The organism is Aeromicrobium sp. Leaf350, from assembly GCF_916858655.1.
Classification (GTDB): domain Bacteria; phylum Actinomycetota; class Actinomycetes; order Propionibacteriales; family Nocardioidaceae; genus Aeromicrobium.
In genome coordinates this window covers 1,736,148-1,755,270 of the sequence record NZ_CAKASL010000001.1, presented here as the reverse complement: position 1 = coordinate 1,755,270, position 19,123 = coordinate 1,736,148, and the positions used below count along the sequence as shown (strand labels likewise).

Sequence of the window (19,123 nt, the reverse complement as noted above, 5' to 3'; positions counted from 1 at the left end):
GCAGAGCCGGGCGACACCACCGACCCCGACGCCGAGTCCGCCCCGTCGGCCCAGCCCGACACGGACGAGCCGGCCAAGGGCGAGCCCGCCCCCGACGCCGACGAGCCCGTCGAGGAGGACGCCCGGGACGAGGAGGCCGAGACCCTCGACGACAAGGCCGAGGCCACCGAGCCCGAGGCCGACGACCGGGAGGCTTCCGAAAAGGAGAAGGCCGCCTGGGCCAACGTCGGAGCGGTCAACACCGACCTGCTCCCCGACGCCCCGGCCGCCGAGAGTTCCGAGGACTCCGGCCCCGCCTCCACCGAGGGCAAGCCCGCCGACGACGTCGAGAAGCCGGAGGTCGCTGCAGAGCCGGGCGACACCACCGACCCCGACGCCGAGTCCGCCCCGTCGGCCCAGCCCGACACGGACGAGCCGGCCAAGGGCGAGCCCGCCCCCGACGCCGACGAGCCCGTCGAGGAGGACGCCCGGGACGAGGAGGCCGAGACCCTCGACGACAAGGCCGAGGCCACCGAGCCCGAGGCCAAGGACATCTCGCCCGACGCCCCGGAAGGGATCGTCGCGGTGGAGGACGGCTCGGACCCCGAGGTCGAGTCCGACGACGTCGCGCCGCTGAGCGAGGCCAACCCGAGTGGCGCGGACCTCACGGCCGCCGCCACCGAGGCCGCGTCCGACGACGAGGCCGAGGACAAGAAGCCCGACTGACGGCCGTCACTCACCGCCGGACGGCGATCGCCCCACGGGGCGGTCGCCGTCCGGCGTTCCGGGCCCCGCGCGCCCGAGCGCACCCGCGCCTCACCAGCGGATGGTGGCCGCACTCCGTCCCTTGGGGCGCGACGAGGAACGAGGAGCCTCGAAAGGGGCACCGGCACCACCGGACGGCCTACTCCGCCCAGGCGCCGAGCTTGTCGGGGTTGGCCTGGATCCACACGTCCTGCACGGCCTCGCCCACGACGTTCAGCATGATGATGAACGGGGCGACCCCGTGCTCGCGCAGCACGATCGCGGCGCGGCCGTCGACGAGCTCGATGCTCGGCTCCACCACCCGCCCCTCGCGCACGATCTTGTCCATGATGCCGAGGAGGAAGCGCGCCACGCGGTCCGAGCCCTGCACGGGACGACGTGCCATCGAGGCCCGGCCTCCCCCGTCGGTGACCAGCGTGACGCTCGGGTCGAGCACCGCCACGAGGTCGTCGAGCCGCCCCGAGCCGCACGCGGCCAGAAACGCCTCCACCACTCGGGCGTGGTCGACCGGTGACGTGTCGCGGACCTTGCGCTCGCGGATGTCGCGTCGCGCGTCGGACGCGAGCTTGCGCGCCGCCTGCGGCGAGCGGCCGACGACGTCGGCGACCTCGACGAAGCTCAGGCCGAAGAGGTCGTGCAGCACGAACGAGACCCGCTCCGCCGGGGTCAGCGAGTCGAGCACGACCATCAGAGCACTGGTGACCTGGTCGTCGAGGCTCACGCGCTCGGCCGGGTCCTCGGCGCTCCGCGAGCCGGGCAGGTCGGAACCGGGCCGGGGCTCCGGCAGCCACTCCCCCGTGTACTGCTCGCGGCGGGCGCGTGCCGAGCCGAGCACGTCGAGGCAGATGCGCCCCACGACGGTCGTGAACCAGGCGTCGACGTTGCGCACCTGCTCCCGCTCGGCCAGGTCCATCCGGAACCACCGCGTGTAGGCCTCCTGCACCGCGTCCTCCGCGTCGGCCGTGGTGCCGAGCAGACGGAACGCGGTCGCGACGAGCCGGCCGCGGTCGGCGTCCTCGGCCTCAGGCACGCTCGACCACCTGGCCCTCCAGCCACTGCTCGAACGTGGTGGTGCCGTGGTCGGCACCGACGCCCGAGACGAGGGTCCCGTCGCGCATCGCCTTGCCGAGCCTGCCCGGCAGCGGCACCCCGAGCACGCGGCGCTCGTCGCCACGCGCACGGGCCCACGCGCGCGACAGATCGGCCATCCACGCGGTCTCGGGGCCGCCGAGATCGGCGACCCGGCCCGACGGTCCGGCCTCGACCAGCTCGACCAGACGCGCCGCGACGTCCCGCGCCGCCACCGTCTCGCTGCGCATGCGCGGCACCAGCACGAGGGGTCCCACCGTCGTCTGGCCGTGGACCTGGCCGGCGAACTCGTGGAACTGCGTCGCGCGCAGCACGGTCCACGGCCCGGGACCCGCGGCGACGAGCTCCTCCTGCAGGACCTTGCCGGCGTAGTAGCCGTGGGGCGCGTCGTCGATGCCGACGATCGACAGCGCCAGGTGGTGGCAGGTGCCGGCGGCTGCCTCGGCCTCCAGCAGCCGGCGGGTGGTCGTGCCGAAGAACGCACGGGACTCCTCGGCGTCGAGCGTGAACGTCGACGCGACGTCGACCACGGCCTCGACCCCGGCGAGCGCCGCGGCGAGGCCGGTGCCCTCGACCAGGTCGACCCCGGTCCCTCGGCTCAGGACGACGACCTCGTGGCCGGCCTCGCGGGCCAGCTCGACGACGTGGGCGCCCACGGCACCCGTTCCACCGGCGACGGCGATCTTCATGGGGTGATCCTCTCGGAAGGAGTGGGGCGGTGTCTCCGCCTCACCCCTTCCGACGAGGTAGCCCTGCGATGTGTGAGGCCGTCAGGCGTCGCGGCGCTTCAGCGACCAGGCGGCGACGGCGACCACGACGGCGACCTCGGCGAGGAACACGGCGAACCCGGTCCACGGCTCCAGCAGGTTCGGGTTGAACGAGACGGCCGCAGCGACGCCTCCGCCCGAGTTGTGCGGCATGAGCTTGTCGAGCCAGTCACCGAACGTACCCGGCACGAGCAGCACGAGCTGGCCGACCACGAAGAGGGTGCCGAGCAGGATCGAGATCGTCCCAGCGGTGTGCCGCACCAGGAACCCCGTCGCCACCGCGAGAACACCCAGACCTGCGAGGAACAGACCGCTGCCGTACATCGCACGCAGCACATCACCCTCGAGCGGCAGGCCGATGCCCTCGGCCTCCAGGAAGGGATTCGTGCCGAGGTACCCCAGGACGGCCGTCGCGGTGCCCACGACGAACAGGACCGAGGCGACCACGATCGACTTCGCCAGCATGACCCGGCCACGACGAGGCACGGCCACGAGCGAGCTGCGGATCATGCCGGATCCGTACTCGGAGGTCACGACCAGGGCTCCGAGCACCACGGCGACGGCCGGTGTCAGCGCCATGCCAGCGGTGATGAACGACGCCGGTGACTCGTCTGCCTCCGGACTCGCCAGCCACTCGGCATTGCTAGCGCCGAGCAGGACCGTGACCCCCGCACCCACCACGACCAGCGCGACCAGCGTCCACCAGGTCGAGCGGACGGTGGTGAGCTTGATCCACTCGGCCCGCAGCGCCGAACCGAGGCCGGGCGTGGGCTGGGGATGCGTGGTCCGGGGTTCCGTGAGGGTGGGGGCGAGGGCGGTCATGCCGCGACTCCTTCGGTGGCGTGGTACTCCACGGCATCGGCCGTGAGGGTCATGAAGGCGTCCTCGAGCGAGGACCGGACGAGGGTGAGCTCGTGCAGGGTGAAGCCGGCGGCTCCCACGAGCTCGCCGACGGCGGCGGGGTCGCCGGCGTGGACGTGCAGGGAGCGGTCGTCGTCGCGCTGCGGCGTCGCCTCGACGCCGTGGTCGGCCAGGAGACGCGCGACCTGGTCACGGTGCGGCGTGCGCACCAGCACGTGGCTGGCGGCGTGGTGGGTCATGAAGTCGGCCATCGAGGTGTCGGCGAGGATCTGGCCCCGACCGATCACGATGAGGTGGTCGGCCATCAGCGCCATCTCCGACATGAGGTGGCTGGAGATGAAGACCGTGCGACCTTCGTCGGCCAGCCGTCGCGCCAGGACGCGGACCCAGCGGATGCCCTCCGGGTCGAGTCCGTTGACGGGCTCGTCCAGCACGACGACGCCCGGGTCGCCGAGCATCGCCGCGGCGATGCCGAGCCGCTGACCCATGCCGAGCGAGAACTTGCCGACCCGGCGGTCGGCGACGTCGCTCAGGCCCACGAGGTCGAGCACCTCGTCGACCCGCGTGGCGGGGATCCGGTTGCTGGCGGCCATCCAGCGGAGGTGGCCGCGGGCGGAGCGGCCGGGGTGGACGGCGCCGGCCTCGAGGAGCGGACCGATCTCGCGGAGCGGGGCGCCGCCGGTGCCGTAGGCGCGACCGTTGACGGTCACGCTCCCCGACGACGGGGCGTCGAGCCCGAGGATCATGCGCATGGTGGTCGACTTGCCGGCGCCGTTGGGTCCGAGGAACCCGGTGACACGGCCCGGCTCGACCGTGAAGTCGATCGCGTCGACGGCGGTCCGACCGCCGAAACGCTTCGTGAGCTGTTGTGCGTGGATCATGCGTCCAGCCTCGCGGCGGGCGGCCGCCCCTCACATCCGGGACGATCCCTGGCTCGACCCTGATCTGACCCTGAGGCAAGCCCGTGACCCCGACCCAGATGTGCGCCCAGTTGTGCTGAATCCATGGTCTGATTCGGCACAACTGGGCGCAAATCTGGGTGCGGCCTAGGTGGCGGTGGCGTCGAGCACGTCGAGGAGCGTGTTCGCGGCGGCGGAGCCCGGCTCGGTGGCGGAGAAGTGACCGCCCGTGACCTCCGTCAGCGTGGCGTCGGCACCGGCGGCCGTCGCCCGCGCGACGTAGTCGCGCGACTGGGAGATCGGCACGAGGTCGTCGTCGGGCGCGTGGACACACCGCACCGGGACCTCGAGCGGAAGACGGTAGGTGGGGTTGGCGAGTGGCCAGATCGAGCCCTCGGGTGGGCTGCCCATCAGCTCGTCGGCGGCTCCGTTGCCGAGCCAGTCGTCGTGGGCGGCCTCCAGGTCGAGCACCCCCGCGAGGCTGATCGCGGTGCGGACGTCGACCACGGGCGAGCCCCACACGCTGTCGGTCAGACCCGGACGGCCCGCGGCCCACACGGCCAGGTGTCCGCCGGCGGAGTGGCCGAGCGTCACGACGTCGGGGGTGCGCAGCCAGCCGTCCAGCCGGTCGATACCGGCGACGACGTCGTCGAAGGTCTGCGGGTATCCGCCTCCACCGCCCACGCGGCGGTACTCGAGCGAGGCGACGTCCCAGCCCCGCGACGTGGCGGCCGCGGCCAACGGCTCGAGGTAGGTCAGGTCGTACTGCTCCTGCCAGAACCCGCCGTGGATCATCACGACCGTGCCCGCCGGGTCACCCGAGCCGGCGCGGCGCCAGACGTCGACGAACTGCGACGGGTGGTCGCCGTAGGTGAGGCGGTCGTCGGTGTTCTCGGCCCGCGGGGCGGGCTTGCTGCGCCCCGGGGTGCACGCGGCCACCGTGAGGAGTCCGGCCGCGGCCAGGAGCTGTCGACGATCCACCGGACCACTTCATCCCATTCGGCGCGGACGCGCCACCCGAGTCTCAGGCGCACTCGACGGCGCCGAGCCGCTCCAGCCCGGCGAGGTCGCCCCGTCCCCACCGCGCGGTGGTCTGGACGGGGTGCATCAGCTCGTGCTCGTCATCGACGTGGTGCAGCCCGATCACGTGGGCCAGCTCGTGCTGGAGCACCGCCACCGTGACCTCGGTGCCCAGCTCGGCCAGGCGGGGCCCGTCGAGGGCGACGTCTCCGGTGACGTACCAGTGCCGCCCGTCGATCTCGACGATCGCGCTCCCCCCGAGTCCGACGAGCTCGCCGTCGAACTCCGACATCTCGGTCGCGTCGGTCCAGCCGATCAGCAGGGGGCGCCAGCCCTCGCCGGTCTCGACGTCCGCGCCGGCGAACGGGACCTCGTCGCTGTCGCCGACGAGCTCGAACTCCAGGCCCGTCGCCTCGGTCACGTTCGCGAGCGCGGTCGCCAGGATGGCGTCGGCGTCGGCGGGAGCGGTCCTGGCGTTGACCATGACCTGGATCGGCGTGCAGGGGTCGTAGGCGACCGGTTCGTCGCTGCCGTCCTGCGTCGCCATGAACCGGTACGTCCCACCGCCGACGGCGTACTGGAGCTCGCCCTCGCCCACCTCGCCGGGCGACGTGTAACCGATGATGTCGGCGTTCGGGTCGTGCCAGAGACGGAAGCCGAAGACGCACAGCAAGACCACGACCAGGACGCCGGGCACCACGGTCTGCCACAGCGTCGCGGACGAGATCTGGCGACGGGGTCGGCCGATCCGCTCCATCTCGCGCAGCATCCGGTCGACGCGACGGCGACGTCTCATGTCCTCGAAGGGGCCTCCCACGGGTGACATGGTCCCAACGGGGCGAGCCCGTGTCCGGGTCTGCGATGAACGTCTGGTGAACCGCTGCCGGAGCCCCGCCGCGTCAGAGGCAGCGGCCCTGGCCGAGGGCCTCGAGGCCCACCAGGTCGCCGGGGCCCCACTCGGGGCCGCCGCCGCTGGGGTGCATCAGCTCGTCGGTGCTGTCGACGTGCGCGAGGCCGACGAGGTGGCCGAGCTCGTGGAGCAGGACCATCGTGGTGATCTCGCCCCCGAGCACCTCGAGGTCCTCGGCGTCCAGCACGACGTCGCCCGTGACGAACCGGCGGTGGCCGTCCTCCTCGACCCAGGTGCTGCCGCCGAGGCCGGCGACGTCACCCTCGAGCTCGGGCACCGTGTCGACGTCGGTCCAGGTGATCTGCACGGCGCGCCAGTCGTCGCCGTCGCGGATGTCGTCCGAGAGCGGGTCGTCGTCGGTCGTGCCCACGACCTCGAAGGTCAGGCCGGTCAGGTCCTCGACCTGCGCGAGCGCGTCGTCGAGGACCTCGTCGGCGTCGCGCGGGGCGCGCTGCTCGTTCACGACGACCTCGATCGTCTCGCACGGGTCGTACGTGACGGGCACGTCGTCGGTCTCCGGCTGGGTGGCCATGAAGGCGTAGACACCGCCGTCGTCGGTGGTGAGGGGTGGCGACTGGTACTCCGAGACCGGGTCGGTCGAGAGCACCGTGCCCGTCATCTCGTCGGTCAGGAGCGAGTACGCGCTGACGCCACCGACGAGCGTCGCGAAGACCCCGACGGCCAGGACCGCGCGGGTGCGGGGGGTCATGGTCGGGCGCCGCGCAGCTCGACGCAGCGGCTCGCCGCTCCCACCCCTCCGGCAAGGGCGCGCTGCGGGTCGTGCTCCTCGATCCACGACGCCAGGAACCCGGCGGTGAACGCGTCGCCGGCGCCCGTCGTGTCGAGCACCGACACCCGCGGAGCGACGACCTGCTCGCGCAGACCGTCGCCGACGTAGGTCGCGCCGGTCGCCCCCATCGTCACGACGACGTGCGGGTAGTGCTCCGCGAGGCGGTCGTGGTCGATGAAGGGGCCGCTCGACTCGGCGAGGAGTCGGGCCTCCTCGGCGTTGGGCAGGGCGAGGTCGACGCCCTCGGTCCACCGCAGGAACTCGGCGGGGCCGACCTCGCGAAGGAAGGCCACCGACCCGGGGTCGACGCTGGTGGGCACGCCGCGGCGACGTGCCTCGGCCACGAGGTCGCGGGCGACGCCGAGGGTCGCGGGATCGAAGAAGGTGTAGCCGCTGAGGTGCAGCCAGGTGACACCGTCCCACGCCGACGCAGGCACGTCGTCGCTCGTGAGCGTGGCGTTGGCGCCGCGGTCGACGTACATCGTGCGATCGGCCTCGGCGTCGAGCGTGAGGACGATCGTGGCGGTCGGGGTGGCGGGGTCGGCGGCGATGCGGGCGTCGACGCCGAAGTCGGCGAGCGCCATCGAGTGCCGAACCGCGCCGTCAGCACCGGCCCGGCCGGCGAAGCGCACGTCGGCACCCAGGAAGCCGAGCCAGGCCGCCGTGTTCGCGGCCGAGCCGCCGGGCGACATGCGAACCTGCGCCCGGGTGTCGGTGCGGGGCGTGACGGGCTCGAGCGGGAGCACGCTGATGTCGTCGACGACGTCACCGACGACGAGGATGGTCACGGCAGCCCGATCAGGCGCCCGGGCCGGCGGACAGCTCGGACCACGCCTGGGCGATGCGGACGGCGACGCTGATGTTGTTGCGGGCGATGTCGAGGTTCACGCGCAGGCTCTCGCCGCCGGTGATCTCGACGATCCGCTGCAGGAGGAACGGCGTGACCTCCTTGCCGGACAGGCCCTGCTGCTGGGCCTCCCCCAGTGCCTGCGCGAGGGCGGCGTCGTGCACCGTGGGGTCCAGCTGCTGCTCGACGGGCAGCGGATTGGCCACGACGATGCCGGCCGGCTGGCCCAGCGCGTCGCGGCTCGACATGACCGAGGCGACGGCGAACGCGTCCTCGACGCGCCAGTCGAGCTGGTGGCCCGAGCTCGTGAGCCAGAAGCTGGGGAACTCCTCCGTGCGGAAGCCGAGCACCACGACGCCGAGGGTCTCGAGACGCTCGAGGGTCGCACCGATGTCGAGGATCGACTTCACGCCGGCCGAGACGACGGTGATCGGCACGTCGCCGAGCACCGTGAGGTCGGCCGACTCGTCGAAGCTGGCGGAGGCCCCGCGGTGGACGCCGCCGAGCCCGCCCGTGGCGAACACGCGGATGCCGGCGCGGTTCGCGATCCACGACGTCGCGGCCACGGTGGTGGCGCCGCTCGCCCCCTGCGCGAGCACGACCGGGAGGTCGCGGACGCTGAGCTTCGGGATGTCCTCGCCCGCGATGCGCTCGAGCTCGGGCGCGGTCAGGCCGGCCTTGAGCTCGCCGTCGAGCACCGCGATCGTGGCCGGCACGACGCCCGCGTCACGCACGATCTGCTCGAACTCCTGCGCGGCGACGAGGTTGTCGGGGCGCGGCAGTCCGTGGGAGATGATCGTCGACTCGAGCGCGACGACCGGCTTTCCGGACGCCAGCGCCTCGGCGACCTCGGGCGACGTGCTGAGCGGGAGCCGCGGAGCCATCAGATGTCGGTCTTGTGAAAGTTCGCGTGGGACCTGGAGGCCGTGGGGCCGCGCTGGCCCTGGTAGCGCGAGCCGTACTTCTCGGAGCCGTACGGGTTGTCGGCCGGCGAGGTCAGGCGGAAGAAGCAGAGCTGGCCGATCTTCATGCCGGGGTACAGCACGATCGGCAGCGTCGCGACGTTGGCGAGCTCGAGCGTCACGTGGCCGCTGAAGCCCGGGTCGATGAAGCCGGCAGTCGAGTGCGTCAGCAGGCCGAGGCGACCGAGCGAGCTCTTGCCCTCCAGGCGGGCCGCGACGTCGTCGGGCAGGGTGACGAGCTCGTACGTCGAGCCGAGCACGAACTCACCGGGGTGCAGCACGAAGGTCTCGTCGGAGGCCACCTCGACCGCGCGCGTCAGGTCGGTCTGGTCGGCGGCCGGATCGATGTGCGGGTACTTGTGGTTGTCGAAGACCCGGAAGAACCGGTCGAGTCGCACGTCGATGCTCGAGGGCTGGATCATGTTGCGGTCGAGGGGGTCGAGCTGGACCCGCTCGGCGTCGATCTCGGCGAGGATGTCGCGGTCGGAGAGAAGCACGTGCACAGGCTAGCCTGCGAGGTGGCTAGACTCAGTGCCACATTCGCCGATGTAGCTCAGTGGTAGAGCGCTTGCTTCCCAAGCAAGATATGCGGGTTCGATTCCCGTCATCGGCTCCAGTCACCGCGAAGCGGTCTACGAGCCGGTGCACCGAATCGAGTGGGCTCCTCCGTCCGCGGGCGAAGCGAGCGCGTCCTAGGGATCCCGTCATCGGCTCCACCCGCGGCGAAGTCGCGCCCTCGAGCCAATCGCGACGCTAACCCTGTCCGGGCGCCCCGTGTGTTGCACCGTCGGGGAGCGGTGGGCAGGTGGCGGTATCGGTCTGAGCCGCGACCTCGGCCCTGACCACGACGCCATCGCTCGTCCTCGCGACGGTGTAGACGATCCCTTCTTGCAAGTCGGCGGCGGGAACATAGCCGACGGTCGCCCCATCCAACGGCACCCCTTCCTCGGGCACCAGTCCGTAGTGGGTCGTGATGAGGTCTGCGGTGGGGTTCTGGATCAACCAATTGGCTGCCTCGGCAACTGTCATGCCGGCGATCACCCAGAACGCTTCCAACTCCTCGTAGGGACCGCACGGCCAGTCTTGGTACCCGTTAAAGCTGACTGAGGGAGTGTCCGTGCTCACGGCTCCCGGGGGAAGGTTCGCTGCGTCGAGCCACGCCTGAGCCTGGGCCAGTGCTGCCGCATCCCTCGTCGCGGTTGCAGCCGGCTCGCTCGATTCGGCGGGGGCCGTCATCTGTTCGCTCGCACCCGATCCACATCCCGCCAGAGCAACGGTCAAAGACACCACCGCACCGGACACGACGAGAGCGCTGCGCTGCATAGCCGACACCGTAACGCCGAGTCTCCTACTCCGGTGGCCGCCTGATGGCAGGCCCCGCGACCGTGACCGGCACCTTGAGGCCTCCCATACCAAGTTCGAGCGACTGAGTCGTAAGAACTCGCCCGATCTTGCGATGTATAGGCAGGCGCAGTCGATCCTGTGGGCCATCGGTCCCGCGGCTCGCTCCTGATGGGGGTAACTATGACCGCACCAAGAGTTCGACGCGGCAAGCTGATGGCAGCGTTACTTGCGCTGCTGGTGGTTCTCGGGGTGCTGGTGGGGGTCTCGCCGCCCGCCGTTGCCGCCTCAAACACATGGTTCAACGGGAAGGCGCAAAGCCAGCAGTGGCTGTACGAGCCGACCGTCTCGCGAAGCTTCTCCCGAACGGGTGTCACCGCGTCGGTCGCCGCAAGCGGGAACCTCTTCCGAATGACGGTCTACCTGGGCAACTTCTATACGACCGGGCCTGGTCAGGCGAGCATCAATTCTTCGCTGTCGACCGCAGCGACGAAGGCACGATGGGTCCACACGCCGTACCCGAGTGAGCAAGGCAGGCTCACGACGAAGGTGACCATCACCGGCATTCCCGGGGGCGGCATGCGCATCGCGCAAGACCCCAAGGCGTTGACGGAAGAGGCCGAGCGACTTGAGCCTATGCCCCACACGGGATCGGTCCTTGAGATCGAAGGCCTGGATGTCACATTTCTCGGTCAGTCAGAGGCCGTGAAGTATTGGACTTACGCCCACTCCGACGGCACTCAGGTCCTCATCGCGGACTACGGCGCCTTCATCTCGTCGGTCTCGACATCGGCCGATGCGTTCCTTGCTGAGGGTCTCCAGATGGTCGCCAACGACGGCACCGGCGGCCCCGATCAGTCGACCCTGCTCCTACCACCGGGATTCGACCTGACTGCCAATCGCGGCAGCGCACCGTTCGAGTCCATCGCTCCGAATCTTTTCGTGGCCAGTGGCGCTTCTGATGAGAGCATCGAGGCAACGGACGCATCCGGCACTGTGCTGGACATCGACGCTCTCATGCCCGTCACCGACCAGGAGTGAGTCACTGTGACACAAGACCGGGACGACGGAGACAGATTTGAGCGGCACAAGCGACAGAACTCAGCCGATGGTTACACCGGCTCGGGATTCGGCTTCAACAACAATGAGGTGCTCGGGGGCTTCAGGCTCCCTCAGGGCGCCGAAGGGTCATCGCCACGATGGTCGAAGGCAGCGGCGATCGTTCTTTTGATCTTGGCCGGGTTCGTCGCAGTCGCGATCCTGTTCTGACGAGGTTTGTCGCGCCCGCGCGGTTCAGCGGGCGCAACCAACCCAACGCCACCGGAATCTGGTCAGTAGGTCAGAGCGTGCGCGAACAATTCCTCGGCCACGGCGCATGTTCGAGCAACGGCTACCACGACTGGATCCATGACCTCGACGTGAACCCCATTGAGAACAGTTTCCATCCGAACAGTTCAGGTCAGCTTGGATACGCCATTGTTTTCAGCAATGCACTGATTGCGAGGACACATCCGTGAATCGACGACGCGCTGGTCTCGGAGGCGGGCTGGTCGTTGCTGCCGCCATCGTGTTTGCGGCGTTCGCGCTCCACCAACCAGGCAACAGCGAATCGCAGGACCGGAACTCGCTGCTGCCGAACGATGGGAGTCACCTGACCGAGCTGGCCGTAGGTGAGCCGCTCTCGACACCGGGGGAGTTCGACGACGCACCGAATGCTCCATCCGGGCTCCCGAGCCTCAAACTGACCAAGGACCTCTCGGAGGGGGACGATAGCCGCACCGTCGCCGAGGGGTTCGCCGTCGCGCTTCTTCACTTGGTGATCGACACCCGCGAACCGATGGACGTCGGCGAGATGGTGGAAACGCTCGTCGCCGAGGACGCGGACCCTGCCACCGTTGACTACTTCGAGACCAGCCTGGCCCTCAACAATGACTCCGAGGTCAGACGCATCTGGAGGACTGACAAGCCGTCCTACGTGAGGACCCAGGTCGATGAAGGTGCCATGTCGATCGAGGTCGCCTTGACGTTGGGCCTCGAGGGAGACGACACCTTCCAGACCTGGGTGACTCATCGACTCGACCTGCGACGGACAGATGGTGGCTGGCTCGTCACCCAGCTCACCTTCCGGACCTTGGACTACATGCCCTCGGCAGGTGCGTCCATGGCTCAGGTACTCGACGGCAACGGCTGGCGGCTTCTCGGACCCGGCCAGCCATGATGGCCGAGCACGCGGACCAGAGCACCTGAGAGGTGCACCCGCGCCATCCCCCGCCCGGGACTAGGAGTCTGCGTCGAACCGCGCGCCGAGGGCTGTGAGTCGGGCACGGAGCCGCGACACCCGCGTCGCGAGAGTGCCCGCGGTGATGCCGAGGAGGCGGGCGGCCGTCACCCGGTCGAGTCCACGCACGAAGACCAGGTCGAACAGCTGCCGATCCCTGGTGGTGAGCTGGCCGTGGATCCACATGGCCCGCTCGTGCTCGACCACGCTGACCTGGACGTCGTCCCGATCGGAGGCGAGCTGGTGGCGATCGTCGACGAACCGGTGGTCGTGATGCTTCCGGGTCCGCTCCTGCACGGCCTGGCGCACCTTGTTCTTGGCGATGCCGAACGCCCACGCTGCGGCCGAGTCGGGGTCGGCCGGAGCGCCGGCTCGCTTGGCCCAGACCACCTCGAAGGTCTCGACGACCACGTCCTTCGCCCGGTCAGGTGAGACCTGACGTGCGGCGTACCTCCTGACCTTCGGCGCCAACCGCTCGTAGAGCACCCGGTACTCGTCGTCATCCATGACGGCAGCTCTCGTCACTCGCGGCACGCGTGCCTGGTCGACCTCGGACGGGCCCAACCTCGTTGTCACGTCCGGCACTCCGGAAGGTCGAGCTCGCGAGATCCGGGAGAAGGCCGAAAAGTTGTCACGCGCGTGACAAGAAACGGAAGGAGGCCGAGACAGGAGTCGGAACTTTCGGCGGAGACGACGAGCCGAAAGCCCGATGCTTCAAGCCGTCGGTCTTCCTAGGCTGGACGACATGGCGCAGTCGACGAGGTGGGCCCCGGTCGCAATCGTCCTGGTCGCCGCGCCGTGGTTCGCCGAGATGTCGTGGGGCGGGTACCCGTTCACGGACATCCCGGCGATCCTGCTGTTCCTGGCACCGATGTACGGCGGGGCGGCGCTGCTGATCCGGGAGATCGCGCGGCGCAGCGGCCGCGGGTGGCCGACCATCCTCCTGCTGGCCGCCGCCTTCGGCGTGCTCCAGGCGGGCCTGGTCGACCAGTCGCTGTTCAACCCCGCGTACGACCGCTTCGACTTCCAGCACCCGGCTCACGTCGACGGGATCGACGTCAGCCTCTACTACCTCCTGGCCTTCACGGCCGGGCACGTCGTCGCCAGCATCGCCGCGCCGATCATGGTGGCCGAGACGTGGTCGCGTCACGGGTCCGAACCGTGGCTGACGCGCCGCACCACCTGGGTCTTCGCCGGCCTCTATGCCCTCGCGACGCTCGTCAACCACCTGGGCGTGAAGGAGGAGGCGGGCAACGGCTTCCAGGCCCGACCCGTGCAGTCGCTCGTCGCCCTGGTCACGGTCGCCGCGCTCGTCACGGCGGCCCTGCGATGGCGGAGCCGACGCTCCACCGAGCGACGCGTCCCGCCGCCCTGGGTGCTCGTGCTCTGGGGCTTCCTGGCCTACCTGCTCTACCTCCCGGGCGAGAGCTCCAGCGCCCTCGTCGTCGGGATCTGCGTCGCGGCCGCGACGATCGCTGCGATCGGCACCTGGTCCCGCAGCACCCGCTGGACCGACCGACACACGCTGGCCCTGGTTCTCGGATCGATCCTCGTCGGCGTCGTCATGCCGTTCTGGTCCGAGCCCTACGACGACCAGGTCGGCGCCGGCGCCGAGCTCGTGGCCGACGTCGTCGCTGCCGCGATCTGCCTCGCGATCGTCGCGGTGACGGTGGTCCGCGGCAGGTCGACCACTGTCCACGAGGCAGCCGCACGGCGATGATGGGTCCATGGACGAGCGCTTCGACGGACCCGGCCTGGATCCGTCCCGATGGGTCGCGTCGTACCTGCCGGCCTGGAGCTCGCGAGCGGCCTCGGCGGCCACCTACGCCCTCGGCCCCGACGGCCTGCGCCTGAGCATCCCGCCGCAGCATCCGCTCTGGTGCCCCGACCTGCACGAGGAACCACTGCGGATCTCGGCCGTGCAGAGCGGCAGCTGGTCCGGTCCGGTCGGCAGCACGCGGGGCCAGCAGCCGTTCCGCGAGGGCCTCCTGGTCCGCGAGGAGCAGCCGACCCTCATGGGGTTCGTGCCGCACCTGGGCCGCATCGAGGTGGAGTGCAGCGCCCGCGTGGGCCCGGGCTCCATGTTCTCGGCGTGGATGGTGGGCCTGGAGGACGAGCCCGAGCGGTGCGGCGAGATCTGCCTGGTCGAGGTGTTCGGCTCGAGCCTCGCCGACGGCACGGCCGAGGTGGGCCGTGGCGTCCACGCGTTCCGCGACCCGCAGCTGAGGGAGGAGTTCGCCGCCCCCCGTCGGCGCATCGACGTGGCGGAGCCCCACGTGTACGCGGTCGACTGGCGACCCGACGGCATCGACTGGTCGATCGACGGCGAGCACGTCGCGTCGTCCACGCAGTCGCCCGACTACCCGATGATGCTGATCCTCGGCGTCTTCGACTTCCCGTCCGCGACGCCGCACGCGGGGCCGGACCTCGTCCCGGAGCTGACGGTGCACCGCGTCACGGGGGCGGGGAACGGCTGATCAGGCGTCGGTGTCCCAGGCGTCGGCGAGAGTGCGGAGGGCGACCTTCCAGGCCTCGACGACGCGGTCGGTGCCGAGGCGCGGCTCCAGCACCCCGGCCAGGTGCGAGCCGGTCAGCAGGTCGATCGTGAACTGCACGAGCATCGGCGCCTGCGGGTGGTCCTCACCGACCAGCAGCGTGATGCTGCGGTGCACGGCGGCGAAGATGCGCTGCTGCAGGGGCAGGAGGGCGTCGCGCAGCTCCGGGTCGGTCCGCGCGGCCACCCACAGCTCGAGGGCCGCGGTGTAGGCGGGGCTGCGGAGGGCTCGCCAGACCAGGTCGACGACCTCGTCCCACGACGCCACCTCCGGCCCGGCCGGCAGCGAGGTGCCGAGCACCTCGAGACGCCGCTCGACGAGGTCCTCCACGACGCCCGCCATGAGGTCGCCGCGCGTCGGGAAGTGGTGCAGCAGCGTGCCGCGGGCGACGCCCGCCCGGGCCTGGACCGCACCGACGGTCGTGGCGGCGTAGCCGTCTTCGAGGAGACCGTCGAAGGCGGCCTCGATCAGACGCGCGCGCGTCGTCAGCGCCCGCTGCTGCTGCGCGCGTCGCGTCGCCACCATGGCCGCACCCTAGTCGACGCCCGTCGCGTCCCAGCGGGCCCCGAGCGGCTTGCGCAGGCCGTGCCCCGTCCCGCATCATGACTAAACAGTCTGATCAGACCGAACAAGGATCTCGATGTCTCCCTCCTCCCGCAGCCCCATGGCCCGCCACACCCAGAGCGCTCGCGTCGTCGCCCGGGCCCTCTCCCACGCGGCCACCGACGCGATCGGCCGGGTCCTTCCCGGCTCGCGGGACGCTGCGGACCTCGGCGACGTGGCCGTGGACCTGCCCGCACCCGACGGCGTCGCCGGGTACGCCCGGACCGTGAGCGCCCAGCGATTCGTCGCGGCCTCGCCCGCCGCGGTCGCCGAGCTCGTGCGCGACCTCGCGCGCACCCCCGACTGGCTGACGCTCCACGTGGCGTGGCGCGGCGAGCGCCCCGAGCGCATCGACCAGGGCGTCGAGTTCGTGCAGCAGATCTCGCTCATGGACATCCCTGCCCAGGCGCGCTGGCACGCCCAGAAGGCCGACGACTCGGGGTTCGCGCTCCGCGGGACCGGCCCCATGGGCATCACGGTCGGCCTGTGGTGCTCGATCGCCCCGCACGCCGGCGGTGCCGCAGTGCGGATGGACGGCGCCCTCGACGGCGCTCCGGTCCGTGGGCCGATCGGCCTGACCGCCGTGCGCAGCGTCGAGACCGCGCTGCAGGAGTCGCTCGCCGCGCTCGCCTCCCTGCTCGAGGGGGGTGCCGCGACGCTGAGGGTGCCGGACGAGCCCGTCCTCTACGAACGCACGGACACGCTGCTCGACCCGACCACCCCGGTCGTCATCGGCGTGGGGCAGCTCGTCCAGCGCACCCCCGACCTCGACGCACCGCTCGAGCCGACGGCCCTGTCGGCGGCAGCCCTGCGGAAGGCGGCCGAGGACGCCGGCGCGTCCGTCGACCTGCTGGCCGCGGCCGACGTCGTCTACGCCGTGCCCAGCGCCTCGTGGGCCTACCGCGACCAGGCCGGCGCGGTCGCCGAGCTGGTCGGTGCCGCGGACGCCGCCACGGTGCAGACCTCGCAGTACGGCGGCGACGGCGCGCAGCTCGCGCTCAACGACGCTGCTCAGCAGGTCGTCGACGGCTCCGCGCACGTCGTGCTGGTCTCCGGGGCCGAGGCCGGCTCGACCGTGGCAGCGCTGCAGAAGCTCGGGCGCGACCCCGACTGGACCCGTCAGCCTGCGGGCGCCGCGCCCGACCGCGAGATCGGGAACGACCGCTCGGCGAACAACGAGGTCGAGACCGGGGTCGGGCTCGGTGCACCGATCTACGTCTACGCCCTGATCGAGTCGGCGCTCCGCGCCGCCGAGGGCACCACCGCCGAGGCGCACCAGGACGAGATCGCCGACCTGTGGGCGCGAGCCAGCTCGGTCGCCGCCGACAACCCCTACGCCTGGGACCCGACGGCCCGGTCGGCCGACGAGATCGCCGACCCGACGCCGGAGAACCGCCGCATCAGCGACCCGTACACGAAGCTGATGTGCGCGAACCTCCAGGTCGACCTCGCTGCGGGCGTCATCGTCACGAGCGTGGCGGCGGCCCAGGCCGCCGGCGTCCCGCAGGACCGCTGGGTCTTCCTGCACGCGGGGGCGTCGGCCACGGACGAGTGGTTCGTCAGCGAGCGCGCCGACCTGGCCGAGTCGCCCGCGATCGCGGCGGCCGCATCGGCGGCCCTCGACCACGCAGGTGTCACGGCCGAGAACCTGGGCCCGATCGACCTCTACTCCTGCTTCCCGGCGGCCGTGCAGCTCGGCGCGAAGGCACTGGGCCTGCCGTGGGCCGATCCCGCCCGGCCGCTCACCGTGACCGGCGGCCTCACCTCGGCGGGGGGACCCGGCAACAACTACGGGCTCCACGCGGTCTCGACCATCGTGCCGCTGCTGCGCGACCGACCGGAGGACGTCGGGCTGTCGAGCTCCCTCGGCTGGTACGCCACGAAGCACGCCCTCGGCGTCTACTCGGCCACCCCGCCGCAGCGGCCGTTCGCCCACCTGAAGCCGGCGTTCGAGCGCCCGCCGGCACGCACGGCACTCGCCGTGCTGGACGGCTCGGCGGTGGTCGAGGCCGTCACCGTGCCGTTCGGCCGTGCCGACGACCCGGAGGCGATCATCGTCTCGGCGATCACCCCGAGCGGCGACCGCGTGCTGCTGCGCCGCGAGGACCCGGCCGACATCGCGCTCCTCACGGAGACCGACCCGCTGCGCCGCACGATCCGGCTCGAGGGCGACCTGCTCGTCCTCGACGACGCTCCCGCCGCCGACCTGCCCTCGCCGCCCGACGCCACGGTCCGCACCGAGCGGCACGGCGACGACGGAGAGGTCCTCGTCATCACGCTCGACCGACCCGCCGTGCGCAACGCCGTCGACCGACCCATGGCCCTCGCCCTGGAGCGCGCCGTCGACGACGCCGAGGCCGACGCGTCGGTGCGCGTGATCGTGCTGACGGGGGCCGACGGCAGCTTCTGCTCCGGCATGGACCTGTCGGGAGCCCACCGCGGGGAGATCCCCGTGACCGATCGCCGTGGACCGCTCGGCCTGACCGCCGAGCCGCCGACCAAGCCGACCATCGCCGCGGTCGAGGGACCCGCGCTCGCGGGCGGCTTCGAGCTGGTGCTGTGCGCGGACCTCGTCGTGGCCGCGCGGGACGCGACGTTCGGGCTGCCCGAGGCGAAGCGCGGCCTGCTCGCCGCCGCGGGGGGCCTCTGGCGCACCGCGGTGCGCCTGCCGCGACCGGTCGCGATGGAGCTCGCGCTCGTCGCGGACGCACTGCCGGCCGCCCGCCTGGCCGAGCTGGGACTCGTCAACTCGCTGGTGGAGCCGGGCACTGCGCTCGCGGAGGCGCTCGACCTCGCGGCCCGGATCGCGGCGAACGCACCGCTCTCGGTCTCGGTCGGGAAGCAGATCGTGGACGCCGCGCCGACCTGGGCACCTGAGGACGGGTTCGCGCGGCAGAGCGAGATGGCGAGCCCCGTCATCCTGTCCGACGACGCCCGCGAAGGAGTTGCCGCGTTCGCCGAGAAGCGGGCACCCCGCTGGACCGGCCGCTGAGCGTCAGCCGCGCACCCCGACCAGGACGGCGCAGGACGCAGCCGCGAGCAGGAGGACCACCGCGAGCCACCGGCCGGCTCGCCGCAGCTGCCGACCGGCGCGACGGCTCTCCAGCGCGGCCGGCGACGGCACCACCACGCCCCGCACCGAGGCACGGATCGTGGCGTGGTGCAGGTCGAACAGGATCGCTGCGGGCATCCAGAGGTCGACCGCGACGGACTCCTGCTCCGCGACGTCGATCTCGACCGGCGGCAGCGGCATGCCCTGGATCTCGGCCGTCAGGACCCGCGGGCCGGGGTCGACCGGGACCCGCGCCGACTCGCGGCGGCTGAGCGAGGCGACGGCTCGACCGTCGACGGCCACCCGCATCACGCCGGGCGCACCCCGCGTGCGCAGGCGACGGACGACGATCTCGGCGGGCACGTGCGCCAGTGTGGCGGACCAGCGCCGCCCGATGTGGTCACT

The 19,123-nt window shown here is 71.6% G+C and carries 20 protein-coding genes, 1 tRNA gene and 1 pseudogene; 8 read left to right on the top strand and 14 right to left on the bottom strand.

Features of this window, described 5'->3' with window-relative positions:
- A pseudogene (locus LO931_RS08830) lies at positions 1 to 705 on the top strand (hypothetical protein); the annotation flags it as partial.
- A 178-nt stretch (positions 706 to 883) separates the two neighbouring features.
- On the opposite strand, the gene sigJ reads toward LO931_RS08830, so the two are convergent.
- The 10 genes from sigJ to dcd all read right to left on the bottom strand — a co-directional run bounded on the left by sigJ (position 884) and on the right by dcd (position 9,386).
- Positions 884 to 1,774 (bottom strand): RNA polymerase sigma factor SigJ, encoded by an 891-nt coding sequence (sigJ, locus tag LO931_RS08825; RefSeq protein ID WP_229053038.1) that lies wholly within the window; start codon positions 1,772 to 1,774, stop codon positions 884 to 886.
- Positions 1,767 to 2,522, bottom strand: coding sequence for an SDR family oxidoreductase (locus tag LO931_RS08820; protein ID WP_229053037.1), 756 nt, complete (start codon positions 2,520 to 2,522; stop codon positions 1,767 to 1,769). Before LO931_RS08820 ends, sigJ begins: the two co-directional genes overlap by 8 nt.
- An 81-nt stretch (positions 2,523 to 2,603) precedes the next feature.
- Positions 2,604 to 3,422: an ABC transporter permease gene (locus tag LO931_RS08815; protein ID WP_229053036.1), complete on the bottom strand. Its 819-nt coding sequence runs from the start codon at positions 3,420 to 3,422 to the stop codon at positions 2,604 to 2,606.
- Positions 3,419 to 4,342, bottom strand: coding sequence for an ABC transporter ATP-binding protein (locus LO931_RS08810; RefSeq protein ID WP_229053035.1), 924 nt, complete (start codon positions 4,340 to 4,342; stop codon positions 3,419 to 3,421). The genes LO931_RS08815 and LO931_RS08810 overlap by 4 nt, the downstream gene beginning before the upstream one ends.
- Positions 4,343 to 4,507: 165 nt before the next feature.
- The gene (locus LO931_RS08805) at positions 4,508 to 5,341 is read right to left on the bottom strand and encodes an alpha/beta hydrolase (protein ID WP_229053034.1); all 834 of its coding nucleotides are present in this window, start codon (positions 5,339 to 5,341) and stop codon (positions 4,508 to 4,510) included.
- A gap of 43 nt (positions 5,342 to 5,384) precedes the next feature.
- Positions 5,385 to 6,197 carry a hypothetical protein gene (locus LO931_RS08800; protein WP_229053033.1) on the bottom strand — a complete coding sequence of 271 codons (813 nt, stop codon included), beginning with the start codon at positions 6,195 to 6,197 and terminating at the stop codon, positions 5,385 to 5,387.
- A gap of 82 nt (positions 6,198 to 6,279) precedes the next feature.
- Positions 6,280 to 6,999: a hypothetical protein gene (locus LO931_RS08795; RefSeq protein WP_229053032.1), complete on the bottom strand. Its 720-nt coding sequence runs from the start codon at positions 6,997 to 6,999 to the stop codon at positions 6,280 to 6,282.
- A complete protein-coding gene (locus LO931_RS08790) occupies positions 6,996 to 7,868 on the bottom strand; it encodes a carbohydrate kinase family protein (RefSeq protein ID WP_229053031.1) in 873 nt (290 codons plus the stop codon). The genes LO931_RS08795 and LO931_RS08790 overlap by 4 nt, the downstream gene beginning before the upstream one ends.
- 10 nt (positions 7,869 to 7,878) lie before the next feature.
- On the bottom strand, positions 7,879 to 8,811 hold the full coding sequence (locus LO931_RS08785) for a pseudouridine-5'-phosphate glycosidase (protein WP_229053030.1): 933 nt from the start codon (positions 8,809 to 8,811) through the stop codon (positions 7,879 to 7,881).
- Positions 8,811 to 9,386, bottom strand: coding sequence for a dCTP deaminase (gene dcd / locus LO931_RS08780; protein ID WP_229053029.1), 576 nt, complete (start codon positions 9,384 to 9,386; stop codon positions 8,811 to 8,813). The genes LO931_RS08785 and dcd overlap by 1 nt, the downstream gene beginning before the upstream one ends.
- A gap of 45 nt (positions 9,387 to 9,431) precedes the next feature.
- Here dcd and LO931_RS08775 point away from each other — a divergent pair.
- Positions 9,432 to 9,505, top strand: a tRNA-Gly gene (locus tag LO931_RS08775).
- 137 nt (positions 9,506 to 9,642) lie between these two features.
- On the opposite strand, the gene LO931_RS08770 is transcribed toward LO931_RS08775, so the two are convergent.
- Positions 9,643 to 10,212 (bottom strand): hypothetical protein, encoded by a 570-nt coding sequence (locus tag LO931_RS08770; RefSeq protein WP_229053028.1) that lies wholly within the window; start codon positions 10,210 to 10,212, stop codon positions 9,643 to 9,645.
- A gap of 234 nt (positions 10,213 to 10,446) precedes the next feature.
- On the opposite strand from LO931_RS08770, the gene LO931_RS08765 reads away from it, so the two are divergent.
- From LO931_RS08765 to LO931_RS08755, 3 genes are all read left to right on the top strand, one after another.
- On the top strand, positions 10,447 to 11,271 hold the full coding sequence (locus tag LO931_RS08765; protein ID WP_229053027.1) for a hypothetical protein: 825 nt from the start codon (positions 10,447 to 10,449) through the stop codon (positions 11,269 to 11,271).
- 158 nt (positions 11,272 to 11,429) lie between these two features.
- Positions 11,430 to 11,747 (top strand): hypothetical protein, encoded by a 318-nt coding sequence (locus LO931_RS08760; RefSeq protein ID WP_229053026.1) that lies wholly within the window; start codon positions 11,430 to 11,432, stop codon positions 11,745 to 11,747.
- Positions 11,744 to 12,448: a hypothetical protein gene (locus LO931_RS08755; protein WP_229053025.1), complete on the top strand. Its 705-nt coding sequence runs from the start codon at positions 11,744 to 11,746 to the stop codon at positions 12,446 to 12,448. Before LO931_RS08760 ends, LO931_RS08755 begins: the two co-directional genes overlap by 4 nt.
- A gap of 60 nt (positions 12,449 to 12,508) precedes the next feature.
- On the opposite strand, the gene LO931_RS08750 is transcribed toward LO931_RS08755, so the two are convergent.
- Complete coding sequence (locus tag LO931_RS08750; RefSeq protein WP_229053024.1) at positions 12,509 to 13,015, bottom strand: RNA polymerase sigma factor; 507 nt, start codon at positions 13,013 to 13,015, stop codon at positions 12,509 to 12,511.
- A gap of 238 nt (positions 13,016 to 13,253) precedes the next feature.
- On the opposite strand from LO931_RS08750, the gene LO931_RS08745 reads away from it, so the two are divergent.
- Both LO931_RS08745 and LO931_RS08740 read left to right on the top strand, forming a co-directional pair.
- A complete protein-coding gene (locus LO931_RS08745; protein WP_229053023.1) occupies positions 13,254 to 14,228 on the top strand; it encodes a hypothetical protein in 975 nt (324 codons plus the stop codon).
- A gap of 7 nt (positions 14,229 to 14,235) precedes the next feature.
- A complete protein-coding gene (locus LO931_RS08740) occupies positions 14,236 to 14,985 on the top strand; it encodes a glycoside hydrolase family 16 protein (RefSeq protein ID WP_229053022.1) in 750 nt (249 codons plus the stop codon).
- Here the strand turns inward: LO931_RS08740 and LO931_RS08735 are convergent, their stop codons facing one another.
- Positions 14,986 to 15,588 (bottom strand): TetR/AcrR family transcriptional regulator, encoded by a 603-nt coding sequence (locus LO931_RS08735; protein ID WP_229053021.1) that lies wholly within the window; start codon positions 15,586 to 15,588, stop codon positions 14,986 to 14,988.
- A gap of 115 nt (positions 15,589 to 15,703) precedes the next feature.
- Between LO931_RS08735 and LO931_RS08730 the strand changes: the two genes are divergently transcribed.
- Positions 15,704 to 18,658, top strand: coding sequence for a crotonase/enoyl-CoA hydratase family protein (locus tag LO931_RS08730; RefSeq protein WP_229053020.1), 2,955 nt, complete (start codon positions 15,704 to 15,706; stop codon positions 18,656 to 18,658).
- 3 nt (positions 18,659 to 18,661) lie between these two features.
- On the opposite strand, the gene LO931_RS08725 is transcribed toward LO931_RS08730, so the two are convergent.
- Positions 18,662 to 19,081: a hypothetical protein gene (locus tag LO931_RS08725; protein ID WP_229053019.1), complete on the bottom strand. Its 420-nt coding sequence runs from the start codon at positions 19,079 to 19,081 to the stop codon at positions 18,662 to 18,664.
- Positions 19,082 to 19,123: the final 42 nt, after the last annotated feature.